13 protein-coding genes are annotated in these 12,974 nt (G+C 55.7%); 5 read left to right on the top strand and 8 right to left on the bottom strand.

Annotated elements, in window-relative coordinates; genetic code table 11:
- Positions 1 to 72: 72 nt before the first annotated feature.
- The gene (locus N5923_RS04225; RefSeq protein WP_267142733.1) at positions 73 to 702 is read left to right on the top strand and encodes an NAD-dependent epimerase/dehydratase family protein; all 630 of its coding nucleotides are present in this window, start codon (positions 73 to 75) and stop codon (positions 700 to 702) included.
- Here the strand turns inward: N5923_RS04225 and nrdG are convergent.
- The 3 genes from nrdG to N5923_RS04210 all read right to left on the bottom strand — a co-directional run bounded on the left by nrdG (position 699) and on the right by N5923_RS04210 (position 4,350).
- Entirely contained in the window at positions 699 to 1,163 is a 465-nt protein-coding gene (gene nrdG, locus N5923_RS04220) for an anaerobic ribonucleoside-triphosphate reductase-activating protein (protein WP_267142732.1), read from the bottom strand. The genes N5923_RS04225 and nrdG overlap by 4 nt on opposite strands.
- A 14-nt stretch (positions 1,164 to 1,177) precedes the next feature.
- Positions 1,178 to 3,319, bottom strand: a complete 2,142-nt coding sequence (gene nrdD / locus N5923_RS04215) for an anaerobic ribonucleoside-triphosphate reductase (protein WP_267142731.1) — start codon at positions 3,317 to 3,319, stop codon at positions 1,178 to 1,180.
- A gap of 149 nt (positions 3,320 to 3,468) precedes the next feature.
- Positions 3,469 to 4,350 (bottom strand): LysR family transcriptional regulator, encoded by an 882-nt coding sequence (locus N5923_RS04210; RefSeq protein ID WP_267142730.1) that lies wholly within the window; start codon positions 4,348 to 4,350, stop codon positions 3,469 to 3,471.
- A gap of 100 nt (positions 4,351 to 4,450) precedes the next feature.
- Between N5923_RS04210 and N5923_RS04205 the strand changes: the two genes are divergently transcribed.
- A complete protein-coding gene (locus N5923_RS04205; protein WP_267142729.1) occupies positions 4,451 to 4,987 on the top strand; it encodes an NAD(P)H-dependent oxidoreductase in 537 nt (178 codons plus the stop codon).
- 41 nt (positions 4,988 to 5,028) lie between these two features.
- Here N5923_RS04205 and N5923_RS04200 read toward each other — a convergent pair whose 3' ends face one another.
- A complete protein-coding gene (locus N5923_RS04200; RefSeq protein ID WP_267142728.1) occupies positions 5,029 to 5,769 on the bottom strand; it encodes an SDR family NAD(P)-dependent oxidoreductase in 741 nt (246 codons plus the stop codon).
- A gap of 113 nt (positions 5,770 to 5,882) precedes the next feature.
- Between N5923_RS04200 and N5923_RS04195 the strand changes: the two genes are divergently transcribed.
- The gene (locus tag N5923_RS04195; RefSeq protein ID WP_267142727.1) at positions 5,883 to 6,530 is read left to right on the top strand and encodes a TetR/AcrR family transcriptional regulator; all 648 of its coding nucleotides are present in this window, start codon (positions 5,883 to 5,885) and stop codon (positions 6,528 to 6,530) included.
- A 52-nt stretch (positions 6,531 to 6,582) separates the two neighbouring features.
- Here N5923_RS04195 and treC read toward each other — a convergent pair whose 3' ends face one another.
- Positions 6,583 to 8,256 carry an alpha,alpha-phosphotrehalase gene (gene treC / locus N5923_RS04190; protein ID WP_267142726.1) on the bottom strand — a complete coding sequence of 558 codons (1,674 nt, stop codon included), beginning with the start codon at positions 8,254 to 8,256 and terminating at the stop codon, positions 6,583 to 6,585.
- Here treC and N5923_RS04185 point away from each other — a divergent pair.
- Positions 8,256 to 8,474 (top strand): hypothetical protein, encoded by a 219-nt coding sequence (locus N5923_RS04185; protein ID WP_267142725.1) that lies wholly within the window; start codon positions 8,256 to 8,258, stop codon positions 8,472 to 8,474. The genes treC and N5923_RS04185 overlap by 1 nt on opposite strands.
- A gap of 135 nt (positions 8,475 to 8,609) precedes the next feature.
- The gene (locus N5923_RS04180) at positions 8,610 to 10,994 is read left to right on the top strand and encodes a beta-N-acetylhexosaminidase (RefSeq protein WP_407704380.1); all 2,385 of its coding nucleotides are present in this window, start codon (positions 8,610 to 8,612) and stop codon (positions 10,992 to 10,994) included.
- 34 nt (positions 10,995 to 11,028) lie between these two features.
- Here N5923_RS04180 and ridA read toward each other — a convergent pair whose 3' ends face one another.
- The 3 genes from ridA to pyrB form a co-directional block, all read right to left on the bottom strand.
- Positions 11,029 to 11,415: a 2-iminobutanoate/2-iminopropanoate deaminase gene (gene ridA, locus N5923_RS04175; protein ID WP_267142724.1), complete on the bottom strand. Its 387-nt coding sequence runs from the start codon at positions 11,413 to 11,415 to the stop codon at positions 11,029 to 11,031.
- An 80-nt stretch (positions 11,416 to 11,495) separates the two neighbouring features.
- A complete protein-coding gene (gene pyrI, locus N5923_RS04170; protein ID WP_267142803.1) occupies positions 11,496 to 11,960 on the bottom strand; it encodes an aspartate carbamoyltransferase regulatory subunit in 465 nt (154 codons plus the stop codon).
- A gap of 11 nt (positions 11,961 to 11,971) precedes the next feature.
- Positions 11,972 to 12,907, bottom strand: a complete 936-nt coding sequence (gene pyrB, locus N5923_RS04165; protein WP_267142723.1) for an aspartate carbamoyltransferase — start codon at positions 12,905 to 12,907, stop codon at positions 11,972 to 11,974.
- Between the last annotated feature and the right edge of the window lie 67 nt (positions 12,908 to 12,974).

Genomic DNA, 12,974 nt, shown 5'->3' with positions numbered 1-12,974 from the left:
AAATAATGATATAGACTGTAAGTATTCGTTTTTTCAGCGGGTTAATATCCACTCTACGAAAAGGAATGCCCCATGAGCAGAGTTCTTTTGACCGGCGCCACCGGTTTAGTGGGAAGTCATCTGTTGCGTTTGCTGATTGCCGAGCCACGTGTCAGTGAGATTATCGCGCCAACGCGCCGTGCGCTGCCGCCAATGGACAAAGTCACTAACCTGGTGGAAGAGGATTTAACCGATGTGCTGCGTCCGCTGGAAGGCGCGCTTGATGTGGTTTTTTGCTGTCTTGGCACCACGCGCAAGCAGGCGGGCAGCAAAGAAGCTTTTATTCACGTCGACTATACGCTGGTGGTCGATAGCGCGCTGGCTGGCCAGCGGCTGGGAGCCAGGCATATGCTGGTGGTCAGTGCTAACGGCGCTAATGCCCGCTCGCCGTTTTTCTATAACCGGGTAAAAGGGGAGATGGAAAACGCGCTGCGTCATCAGGCGTGGCCGCGGCTGACGCTGCTCAGACCCTCACTACTGCTGGGCGATCGCCCACACAAGCGTGGTGGTGAGTCGCTGTTTGCCCCGCTGTTTAAAATCCTGCCCGGCAACCTGCGGGCAGTGGAGGCGCGCGATGTGGCGCAGGTGATGCTGCGCGAAGCCTTTACTGAAGGCGGCAGTAGTGTAAACATTATTGAGTCGCGCGATCTGCATCTGGCTTAACGCAGGGTGTGAATCACCTGATTGCTGCTACCGCGCCACAGCAGCATCGGGTCATACAGCGCCTGCACAAACTTGCCGTCGATCAGTACATTGATCTCCGCTATCACCCGCTGCTGGGCGTCAGTCAGCTGATTGAGGGTATAGCCGGTCCATAGCCAGATATCCTTACCGGGGCACTGGCGACGCACTCGCTTTAACAGCCGCAGAATATCCGGCAGATTGGCCGGATGCAGCGGGTCGCCGCCGGACAGCGACAGCCCCTGACGCGGAATGCGCTGATCGTTAAGATCGTTGATCAGCGTCTCTTCCATCTCAATGGTAAAAGGCACGCCGGAATTCAGCCGCCAGGTGCTTTTGTTATAACACCCCGGGCACTGATGTTCGCAGCCGGAAACAAACAGCGTACAGCGCGTGCCGGGGCCATTCACAATATCAACCGGATAGTACTGATGAATATTCATGCTATTCGCCTGCGCTACTGATCCAGCATGCCGGTCGCCAGATGTTTTACCCGGCGTTTTACCTCTTCCTGCTTACCGGCATTAAAGGGCCGTGCATCCGGGCTGCCAAGATAACCACAGACGCGACGCGTTACCGATACCCGGCTGGCGTCATGATTGCCGCATTTCGGACAGGTAAAACCTTTGCTGGTGCAGGTAAATTCGCCGGTAAAACCGCAGTCATAACACTCATCAATCGGCGTATTGGTGCCGTAATAGGGCACGCGGTGATAACTGTAATCCCAGACATCCTCCAGCGCTTTCAGGTTGTGCTGAATATTCGGGTATTCGCCGTAACAGATAAAACCGCCGTTGGCGACCGGTGGATAAGCGGCCTCAAAGTCGATTTTGTCGTAAGGATTAACCTTCTTCTCGACATCGAGATGGAAACTGTTGGTGTAGTAACCTTTGTCGGTCACGCCAGGCACCACGCCAAACTGCGCGGCATCAAGGCGGCAGAAGCGATCACAAAGATTTTCACTTGGCGTGCTGTAGAGGCTAAAGCCATAGCCGGTTTCGGCCTTCCATTGATCGACGGCTTCGCGCATCCGGCTGACAATCGCCACGGCTTTCTGCCGCAGCACTGCGTCGTCATACAGATGGCGCTGACCGCCGCTCAGTGCGTTAATGGTTTCATGAATGCCGATATAGCCCAGTGAAATCGAGGCGCGACCATATTTAAAGATTTCGGCAACATTATCGTCGGCTTTCAGCCGCACGCCGCAAGCGCCCTCCATATACAGAATCGGCGCCACCCGCGCTTTTACCCCTTCCAGCCGGGCGATTCGCGTCATCAGCGCGCGTTTCGCCAGCAGCAAACGTTCATCAAGCAGGGTCCAGAAGCGCGTTTCATCGCCCTGAGCTTCCAGCGCGATACGCGGCAGATTCAGGCTGATCACGCCGATATTATTGCGACCCTCATGCACCTGCTCACCGTTCTCTTCCCAGACGCCAAGGAAGCTGCGGCAGCCCATCGGGGTTTTAAACGAGCCGGTAACTTTCACCACCTGATCGTAATTAAGAATATCGGGATACATGCGCTTGCTGGCGCACTCCAGCGCCAGCTGCTTGATATCGTAATTTACCTCGCCGGCGTGGCGGTTAACGCCTTCGCGGATGGCAAATACCAGCTTTGGAAACACTGCGGTTTTATGGTTTTTGCCGAGGCCAGCAATACGGTTACGCAGGATCGATTGCTGAATCAGGCGTGCTGACCAGCTGGTGCCCAGACCAAAACCAAAGGTGACAAACGGCGTCTGGCCGTTGGCGGTATGCAGGGTATTAACTTCATACTCCAGCGACTGAAAGGCGTCGTAACACTCTTTTTCGGTGCGGCTGTGGGCGTAGGTTTCAGCATCGGGGATTTGCCACTCGCGGGCTACCGCCTGATGTTTGGCAAAACTGGCTTCGACAAAGGGCGCCAGCACTTCATCGATGCGATTAATGGTGGTGCCGCCATAAATATGGCTGGCGACCTGGGCGATAATCTGTGCGGTGACAGCAGTGGCGGTAGAGATGGATTTGGGCGGCTCAATTTCCGCATTACCCATCTTAAAGCCTTTGTTAAGCATGCCGTTTAAATCAATCAGCATGCAGTTAAACATCGGGAAAAACGGCGAGTAATCGAGGTCATGATAGTGAATTTCACCCCGTTCATGGGCACTGACCACATCGCGCGGCAAAATATGCTGTTGCGCATAGTGCTTCGCCACTATCCCTGCCAGCAGATCGCGTTGGGTAGGGATCACTTTGCTGTCTTTATTGGCATTTTCATTCAGCAGCGCCGGGTTGCTCTGCTCAACCAGTCCGCGAATCGCCTGATTAAGTTTGCCGCGCAGTTCGCGCGCCACATCCCGGTCATGACGATATTCGATATAAGTGCGAGCCAGCTGCGGATAACGACCGGCCATCAGCAGATCTTCCACCGCCTGCTGGATCTCGTGAATATCGACGCTGCTGCGGCCCTGCATCTGCAGGCTTATCTGGCGAGCGACGGTCGCACAGTAGTCGTCGTCGGCAATCTGCGCGGCTTGCGCCGCACCACAGATCGCCGCACAGATGCGTTGCTCATCATAGGTTACCTGACAGCCATCTCGTTTGATTACTACTGTTGCCACCGCTGCTCTCCTTTTAGTGGAATATCTATATGTAGATAAGGATAAGCATAGTAAACGCTATATATGGTATTTTGATCGGAATTAACTGCACTTTTATTGATGCAAAGCAAAGATTGCCGGTTAAGGCGGGAATGTTGGGCAGATGTCAATTACGGTGAAAAATTGCTCAGCACAAACTCGACCCAGACGCGCACGCGTGGCGGCAGATCGGCGGAGGGATACCACAGCCATAGCGGCTGCGGTTCAGGCCACCAGGGCTGGAGCAGTGGCACCAGATCGCCGCGAGCGATATGGGTTTCCAGATACCAGTGCGACAGACAGACAACCCCCATATCGGACAGCGCGGCATCAACCAGCGCATCCGGCAGGGTTGTGATTAAATACGCCTGCTGCTCACTCAGTGGCGGGTGGCCAGGCAACCAGTCGAGTAATTTGCCATCGCCCGGATTGCGGTGCATCAGACAACGGTGTTGCAGCAGATCCTGCGGATGTTGCGGCGTGCCATATTGCGCCAGATAATCTGGCGAGGCGGCTAACATATGCTGTATCGGGCGCAACGGGCGCGCCACCAGCCGGGTGTCTTCAGCGGTACGCTGACCAATCGCCACATCGTAGCGTTCACCAATCAGGTTCACCTTGCGCGCCTCAAGTGCCAAATCAATGCGCACCTGTGGATAGCGCCGCTGAAACTCAGGCAGCAGCGGCAACAGGGAGTAGCGGCCAAAGCCGGGAATAACGCTGGTGCGGACCCAGCCAGCCGGGGTGGCATCGGGCGATTCCAGCGCCTGATTCAGCGCCTGCCATAACGGGCCAATGCGCTGGCGCAGCGCGACGCCCTCTTCGGTCAGGGTGACAAAATGGGTATTACGCTGAAACAGCGTCAGCGCCAGCCGCTGTTCGAGGGTGCGTACGCTCTTACTGACCGCGGCTGGCGTCAGTCCCAGCTGGCGGGCCGCGGCGGAAAAACTGTGGCAGTCGGCTGCGGCAAGAAAGCAGGGCAGCAGGCGATGAACGTCAGGGGGAAGCGACATGCTTTAAACCTTTGGTTGAAACAGATAGCTTAAATCAGAGACTACACCGTCGCCGCAACAAATGAAATCATAGCGCCATATTCCCGTTATGGAGCCAGCTATGAACCCTGTATTGATTGTCGCCGCCCACCGTACTCCCGACGCCTCACGCATTAACCGCGCGGCACTTGCCGCATTATCGCAGCAGGAAGGCGTCACTATTCATGAGCTTATCCGTGAATATCCCGATTTTAATATCGATGTGACGCGTGAACAGCAGCTGCTGAACAGCCATGACACTATTGTGCTGCTGTTCCCGTTTTACTGGTACAGCACGCCAGCAATTATGAAAGAGTGGCTGGATGTGGTGTTAACCGCAGGTTTCGCCTATGCCGGCGGCACCGCGCTGCATGGCAAAAAATTGCTGGTGGCTACGTCGACTGGCGGCTCGGCGCAGGCGTATACGCCGGAGGGTTACAATAACTATTCGATCGATGCGCTGCTGCTGCCGTTGCAGAACACTGCTAATCGCACCGGCATGATCTGGCAGCCGCCGCAGCTGATTCAGGGAGCCAATGATATTACTGAGCAGCAGATTACTGATGGCGTAACGCAGCTGGTGCAGCGTATTGATTCCTTTATCCCGGTGGTGAGCTAACCGCCGCCGCCGCCGCATCTGTTGCGACGGCGGCGGTATGATCAGGCGTTCATACCACCATCGACATTAATACCGGTACCGGTAATCTGCTTTGCTGCCGGACTGGCAAGGAAGGTGACCGCTGCGGCCACATCTTCAGCGGTACCGTAATGGCCGAGAGCGGTGAATGCGCGCTGGGTATCGGCATTTTCGCCATCAGCCGGGTTCATATCGCTGTCGGTAGGGCCGGGATGGACCAGATTGACGGTAATGCCGCGTGGGCCAAGATCGCGCGCCAGACCGCGAGTCAGCGACAGCAGCGCCGATTTTGTCATCGAATAGATGGTGATTCCGCTCATTGGCACGCGCTCGGCGAGACAGCTGCCGATATTAATAATCCGTCCGCCTTCACCCAGATGAGCCAGCGCTGCCTGGGTGGTGAGAATCAGGCCGCGAATATTTACGTTAATCATCGCGTCGATATCCTCCAGCGCCAAATCTTCCAGCGGACCGCCGCGCGCAACGCCGGCGTTATTCACCAGAATATCCAGACCGCCAAGGGTTGCCACGCTCTGATCAACTGCGCTGCGCGCCGCAGCCGGTGAGGCGCTGTCCGCCTGAATGGCGAATGCCTTACGCCCCAGCGCTTCAATCGCGGCGACCACTTCTGCCGCTTTATCGGCTGATTTTTCGTAGGTAATCACCACATCAGCCCCGGCTTCCGCCAGTGATAATGCCATTGCTTTACCTAATCCACGACTGGCGCCGGTCACCAGCGCACGTTTACCTGAGAGTGCAGACATAACTATTCTCCTGATTTATGTGTCGATCGATACGTAATTAATCTACGGGCAGTTGAAGCCAGGCGTCAACCGGTTTATTATATCGATCGGCACAAAATGATAAGGTAAGGCAGATGGCACAACGTGGACGCCCGAGAAGTTTTGACCGTCAGGCAGCACTTATTGCAGCGATGAAACTGTTCTGGCTAAAAGGCTATACCGCCACTTCAATGGCCGACCTCTATCAGGCGATGGGGATTAACTCGCCCAGTCTGTATGCCGCCTTTGGCAGCAAAGAAGATCTTTATCAGGAAGTGCTGGAGTATTATCAGCAGAGCGTAGCGCCGTTGATCTGGTCGCCGCTGGATACCGCCAGCAACGCGCGTGAAGCAGTACAGCAGTGGCTTAACTGCTCGGCCACGACCCTGACCAGCGCAGACTTGCCGCCCGGCTGCATGGTGACTCTGTCGACGGTGGCCAGCGAGGGTTATGAGCGTTTAGGTGAGCTGGTCAGGCGCGCGCGCGCGAAGGGCGTCAGTATGCTGCAAGCGCGGCTGGATCAGGCGGTTGCGGTTGGTGAACTGCCGCAGAGTGTCGATACCGCCGCATTGTCCCGGCTGTATATCGCGATTCAGCAGGGCATGTCGCTACAGGCGCGTGATGGCGCAACCACCACGGCGCTGTTATCAATGGCCGATATGGCGATGGGGTTGTGGCCGGATATCAGCAGAGCGGGCACCGGGAACGCCACCCCTGTGACGGAATACCTGAAACGGCTGTAGGGGAGCCGTTTTTGGCTCCCGCCTGACAAGAGGCAACGGCGGTGAAATCGCGTTAATAATTTTCGGTTCCCTTCTGATACCACCATACCGCCTCATAAGGCCGCAGCATCATCTCGCCAGGTGCCGGTCGCGGCGAAGGATAGTTGCTCATTAACACCTCCCAGCTGCCGTCAAATGCATCGGGATGCCAGGATTGCGCTTCACGGCTCAGGTTCACCGCCACAATCAGCGTTTCGCCCTGATATTGCCGACGATAGCACCATAAATAAGGGTGTTCCGCCAGCAAATCCTGGTAGTCGCCCCAGGTAAGAATGTAATGGCTTTTGCGCAGCTGAATCAGCTGTTTGTAGGTGTAGAACACCGACTCTTCATCCGCCACCGCCGCCTCGGCGTTGACCGTTTCGAGGTTATCGCTCATACCAATCCACGGCGTGCCCTCGGTAAAACCGCCGTTTTCACTGGCATTCCACTGCATCGGCGTACGGCCATTATCGCGTGACTTGCTGGCGAGGATCTCCAGCAGATTATCGCTATCGCGCCCCTGCGCACGCAGCTCGGCATACATATTGTGGCTCTCAATATCACGATAATCGATGATGCGGCTAAAGTGCGGGTTGGTCATCCCCAGCTCTTCCCCCTGGAAGATGTAGGGCGTGCCCTGCATACCGTGCAGCGCCATCGCCAGCAGTTTCGCTGACTGCACCCGATACTCACCTTCATCGCCCCAGCGTGAAACCACCCGCGGCTGATCGTGGTTACACCAGAACAGCGCATTCCAGGCGACATCGTGCATCCCCTGTTGCCAGTGGGTGAAAATCGCTTTCAGCGCCACCAGATCGAGCGGTGTCAGCGTCCATTTTTGTCCCTGGTAGAAGTCAACCTCAACATGGTCGAAGCTGAATACCATCGACAGCTCTTCACCCTCCAGCGAGCCATAACGCTGGCAGTGTTCAAGCGTCGCGGAAGACATCTCGCCAACCGTCATCAGCTCGCGCGGGCGAAACACGTCGTTGCTCATCTCCTGAATATATTCATGGATGCGTGGCCCGTCGGTATACAGACGCAGGCCATCGCCGCCGATATCGTCGGGGAAATCCTGATGCTTCGACACCAGATTCACCACATCCAGGCGCAGGCCATCAATGCCGCGGTCAGCCCAGAAATTGACGATCTGTTTCAGCTCGGCGCGCACATGCTCGTTTTCCCAGTTGAGATCGGCCTGCTCCGGCGCCCACAGATGCATATAGTACTGCGCGCTCTCGGCATGCCAGCGCCAGGCGTGGCCGCCAAACTTCGAACGCCAGTTATTCGGCGGCCCGCCCTCGGCGTTGGCATCGCGCCAGATATAATAAGAGCGATACGGGCTTTCACGATCGAGGGCTTCATGAAACCAGTGGTGCTGGGTCGACGAGTGGTTAAACACCATATCGAGGATCACTCGCAGACCGCGTTTGTGTGCCTGCTCAACCAGGTTATCGAAATCAGTCAGGGTGCCAAACGACGGATCGATGGCGGTATAGTTCGCCACGTCATAGCCATTATCAACCTGCGGAGAAATATAAAACGGCGTCAGCCAGATAGCATCCACGCCCAGTAATTTCAGGTAGTCGAGTCGCTGAATCACTCCCGCCAGATCGCCTGTTCCGCTACCGGTCGTATCCTGAAAGCTCTTGGGATAGATTTGATAGATCACGCCATTCTGCCACCATGGTGGAATTTTATTCATTGCTCAATCCTGATTATCAGGGCGAAAAGATCCACCCATTTATCGTGACGGTTTATTGGTTTTCTTTGCGTCCTTTAAGATTAGCTACTTACTGGCACTTAGAAACCGTTGTCGCACGGGATCAGTCTGAAAAACAGGCTGGCCTGTCAACGGCAAGTGCAGAACCAGCCATTACACAAGGAGATAGCGCAGATTCGGCGGCGAAAAAAGTTAAGTAAATCCGTGAATAAGGTTGTTGCAAAAATTTACGACCAGGCCAGATTTTCGCCAACGGTAACTTGCTGTACGCCGCGAATTATGTTTTATGGAGTTTTGCCTGATTTTTGCTCTGTCATGTAAAAGGGAGTTTTTTTATGCTGCTGCGCCATACCCTGCTCGCCTCTTCGATGCTTTTTTCTCTGCATGCCTTTGCTACCCCGGCGGGAGATTTGCCTTTAATGCCCTGGCCGCAACAGGTTGAACAGCCTGCGCAGGGCGGCAAGCTGGTGCTCAATCATCAACTTACGCTGCAAATCAGCGGCGACTATCTGGCCGGTGCACAGCAACGCTGGTTGCAGCGTATTGCGCGCCAGACCGGCTGGGAACTGCAACCGCATACAGAGCAGGTGGCGCATCCAACGATTAGCGTGATTATCGCCAACGCGGTTGACAGACAGCCGCTGCCCGACAGCGATGAAAGCTATCAACTTGAAGTTACAGCGCAGGGAGTGAAACTGCACGCCAGCACGCGTTTTGGCGCGATGCGCGGCATGGAAACGCTGTTGCAGCTGATCCAGAACGACAGCGACAACAGCTATATTCCGCTGGTGACAATCCACGATCGGCCACGCTTTCCCTGGCGCGGTGTGCTGATAGATTCGGCGCGTCACTTTATGCCGCTGGAAACGATTAAACGCCAGATTGACGGCATCGCCGCGGCGCGCATGAACGTGTTTCACTGGCATCTGACCGACGACCAGGGCTGGCGTTTTGCCTCCAGCCACTATCCACAGCTGCAACAGCAAGCCAGCGACGGCCTGTTCTATACGCAGGACGAGATGAAAATGATTGTGCGCTATGCCGCCGATCGTGGTATCCGCGTGGTGCCGGAACTGGATGTGCCTGGTCATGCCTCGGCGATCGCGGTGGCGATGCCGGAGCTGATCAGTGCGCCAGGTCCGTACAGCATGGAGCGCGGCTGGGGCGTGTTTAAGCCGCTGCTGGATCCAACCAACGAAGAGGTTTACCGCTTTGTGGATACGCTGGTGGCGGAAATGGCGGAGATATTCCCCGATCCTTATCTGCATATCGGCGGCGATGAGGTGGATGCCAGCCAGTGGCAGGAGTCAGCTAAAATCCAGCAGTTTATGCAGCAACATCAGCTAAAAGATGAGCATGCGTTGCAGGCGTATTTTAATGCGCGCGTTGAGAAAATCCTTGAGAAACATCAGCGGCAGATGGTGGGCTGGGATGAGATCTATCACCCGGATCTGCCACGCAGCATTCTGATCCAGTCATGGCAGGGCCAGGATGCGCTGGGCGCGGTGGCGAAAGATAACTTTCGCGGCATTCTGTCGACCGGTTTCTATCTTGATCAACCACAGGCTGCCGCCTATCACTACCGCAATGAAGTTTATCCGCACGGGCTGGATGGCGCTGACCAGTTACAGAGCAGCGAGCAGGCGCAGAGCTGGCAGTTCAGCATGCCGCGCCTGAAAGGCAGTGCGGTCAACGGCAGTTTTACCCTGATTGATGGTCAGCAGGGCTGGCGTGGATTTATTGATTTCAGCGGCAAATCACGGCGTATGGTGCGTGATATCCGCTGGCTGGCGCCGGACCAGCTGACCTTTAGCGTCGATACCTGGATGGGTGAAGTGCAGCCGGTGGTGACGCTGAATGGCGATAAACTGACGGGCTATATGCTGGTCGGCAATGTGCGTTATCCGGCCTCCGGCAGCAAGCTGGCGCAGGTTCCACAGGGCACCCAGCCGGTAGTGCCGGATGAAAAACAGCAGCAGGAGAATCTGCTGGGCGGCGAAGCGGCGCTGTGGGCGGAAAATATCAATGCCAGCGTGCTGGATATCAAACTGTGGCCGCGCGCCTTTGCGGTGGCGGAGCGCCTGTGGTCGGCCAAAGATGTCACCGATGAAGACAATATGTATCAACGCCTGGCGGCGGTGGATCGCTGGTCAGCGGTTTCGGTGGGTCTGCAACAGCATACCCAGACGCAAAGCCAGATGATACGGCTGGCGAACAGCAGCGATATTGTGCCATTGCAGATTTTCAGTGAGGCGCTGGAACAGGCGCAGTATTACACCCGCCAGCATCTGAAGTTCCAGGCCGGGCATTACCATCTGTTTGAACCGCTTAATCGTCTGGCCGACGCGCTACCGGCGGAAAGCAGTAAAGTACGGGCGCTGGATAAGCAGGTGGATGCGCTGATTGCCAACCGTGGTGATCAGCAGGCCGCACAGGCGATTCGCCAGCAGCTGAGACGCTGGCAGAACAATATTCCGCAGGTGATGCCGCTAATCGAGCGTAATTATCAGCTAAAAGCGTTGCAACCGGTCGCCAGCCAGCTGGCGCAGATCAGCCAGATCGGGATTGAATTGGTGGCATCGCTGGAGAGTCATCGCGCTTTTGGCGCGCATGAGGTGGCGCAGATGCAGGCCACGCTGGATAAGGCGGCGCAAACACAGGATGAAGTGGTGATTGCGCTGGTTTATCCGCTGGAGAAATTATTGCGCGCCAGTAAATAGAACTGAGGGGCGCTGTGCTGCGCCCCTTAAATGCTTAACGACGTACGGCGATCGCTTCAATCTCAATCTTCACATCTTTCGGCAAACGCGCTACTTCCACACAGGAGCGCGCCGGGAAGCTGGCGTTATGCTCACTGAAGAAAGCTTCATAGGTGGCGTTAACCGTCGCGAAGTCATTCAGATCTTTGACAAATACCGTCGTTTTCACGATATCGCCCACTTTAAGGCCAGCCGCTTCAACGATCGCTTGCACGTTTTCCAGTGACTGGCGGGCCTGTGCTGACACATCGTCGGCTACGGTGCCGGTTTTGGGATCAACCGGGATCTGGCCCGAAGTGATAATCATACTGCCAAGATCCACGCCCTGAACATAAGGCCCGATGGCGGCAGGTGCATTTTCCGTACTGATTTCGCGAGACATACCTTTCTCCAGTTGTAGGGGCGGCATTCTCGCCACCCGTGCTGATAACGACGTCTCCATTATAGGGACGTGCTCATCGATTACCAGTTCGCCAGCACCACATGATGGGCAAACTCTTTCTCGCAATATTTACACTTCAGCGACACATCATCCTGACGTTTTTTTACCGCAAAGCTGGAGTGTACCGGTTCGCTGCGGCTGATACAGTTACTGTTGGGGCAGGTCAGTACACGCTCAATCCGATCCGGCAGCGTCGGCGCGATCTTGCCGACCACTTCATACTCGTCGATGCGATTCACCGTAGCGTGTGGCGCATAGACCGCCAGCTGGTTGATCTGATCGTCGGTCAGAAAGGTGTTTTCGATCTTGATCAGATCTTTGCGTCCCATCTCGCCCGAAGGCAGATTCAGACCGATAGTGATACGTTGATCGGTTTCCGTCAGGCGAAACAGGGTCAATAACTTAAAGCCAATCTGCGCCGGAATATGGTCGATTACCGTGCCGCGTTTAATCGCTTCAACCTGCAGTTTGTTATCGTGTGTCATCATCTTTCCCCTTACAGAACCAGTTCGCTATTCAGTACCAGCGCCAGCAGCGCCTGACGGGCGTAAATGCCGTTGCCCGCCTGCTGGAAATACCAGGCATGCGGCGTGGCATCGACATCAGTGGTGATCTCATCAATACGTGGCAGCGGATGCAGCACTTTCATATTGTCACGCGCACCGGCCAGATCGCTGGCGCGCAGGACAAACTGTGCCTTTACATTGGCGTATTCTGACGGATCCAGACGCTCTTTCTGCACGCGCGTCATATACAGAATATCCACCTGCGGGATCACCTCTTCGATGGTGTCATGACGGCTCCAGACAATCCCCTGCTCATCGAGCATATCGGTAATATAGGCTGGCATCGCCAGCGCATCCGGGGCGATAAAGTAGAAGCGGTTGCCGTCAAACTTCGCCAGCGCCTGCGCCAGCGAATGCACTGTGCGGCCATATTTCAGGTCGCCGACCATCGCCACATTCAGGTTACTCAGGCGGCTCTGGGTTTCCTGAATGGTAAACAGGTCCAGCAGGGTCTGGGTCGGATGCTGGTTCGCACCGTCACCGGCATTCAGAATCGGTACACCGCCCGAGAATTCGGTGGCGAGGCGCGCGGCGCCTTCCTGTGGATGACGCATCACAATCGCATCTACATAGGTGCCAATCACCGAAATGGTATCGGCAAGGGTTTCACCTTTTTTGCCGAGTGACGTGTTGCTGCCATCGGCAAAACCCACCACCGACGCGCCAAGGCGATGCATCGCCGTTTCAAACGACAGGCGGGTACGGGTAGAGGCTTCAAAGAAACAGCTGGCAATCACATTATGCTTCAGCAGTTCCGGCTGCGGATGGGCTTTCAGGCTGGCGGCGGTGTTCAGCACCAGTTCCAGTTCTTCACGACTCAGATCGTTAATTGAAATTATATGCTTGTGATACAGCGGATTGGCCATGCCTCACTCTCCTCTACGCGTGCCGAACGACGGACAAAAAAAAGCCCCTGCAATGAGGGGCTTTTTT

This window comes from Winslowiella arboricola (assembly GCF_025527015.1).
GTDB classification, from domain to species: domain Bacteria; phylum Pseudomonadota; class Gammaproteobacteria; order Enterobacterales; family Enterobacteriaceae; genus Erwinia; species Erwinia arboricola.
This window is presented reverse-complemented; position numbering and strand designations above follow the sequence as displayed.

Excerpts from the sequence above, each read along its gene's own strand:
- N5923_RS04225 (WP_267142733.1), top strand. The coding sequence starts at position 73 with ATGAGCAGAGTTCTTTTGACCGGCGCCACCGGTTTAGTGGGAAGTCAT.
- nrdG (WP_267142732.1), bottom strand. The coding sequence starts at position 1,163 with ATGAATATTCATCAGTACTATCCGGTTGATATTGTGAATGGCCCCGGC.
- N5923_RS04210 (WP_267142730.1), bottom strand. The coding sequence starts at position 4,350 with ATGTCGCTTCCCCCTGACGTTCATCGCCTGCTGCCCTGCTTTCTTGCC.
- N5923_RS04205 (WP_267142729.1), top strand. The coding sequence starts at position 4,451 with ATGAACCCTGTATTGATTGTCGCCGCCCACCGTACTCCCGACGCCTCA.
- N5923_RS04200 (WP_267142728.1), bottom strand. The coding sequence starts at position 5,769 with ATGTCTGCACTCTCAGGTAAACGTGCGCTGGTGACCGGCGCCAGTCGT.
- N5923_RS04195 (WP_267142727.1), top strand. The coding sequence starts at position 5,883 with ATGGCACAACGTGGACGCCCGAGAAGTTTTGACCGTCAGGCAGCACTT.
- treC (WP_267142726.1), bottom strand. The coding sequence starts at position 8,256 with ATGAATAAAATTCCACCATGGTGGCAGAATGGCGTGATCTATCAAATC.
- N5923_RS04180 (WP_407704380.1), top strand. The coding sequence starts at position 8,610 with ATGCTGCTGCGCCATACCCTGCTCGCCTCTTCGATGCTTTTTTCTCTG.
- ridA (WP_267142724.1), bottom strand. The coding sequence starts at position 11,415 with ATGTCTCGCGAAATCAGTACGGAAAATGCACCTGCCGCCATCGGGCCT.
- pyrI (WP_267142803.1), bottom strand. The coding sequence starts at position 11,960 with ATGACACACGATAACAAACTGCAGGTTGAAGCGATTAAACGCGGCACG.
- pyrB (WP_267142723.1), bottom strand. The coding sequence starts at position 12,907 with ATGGCCAATCCGCTGTATCACAAGCATATAATTTCAATTAACGATCTG.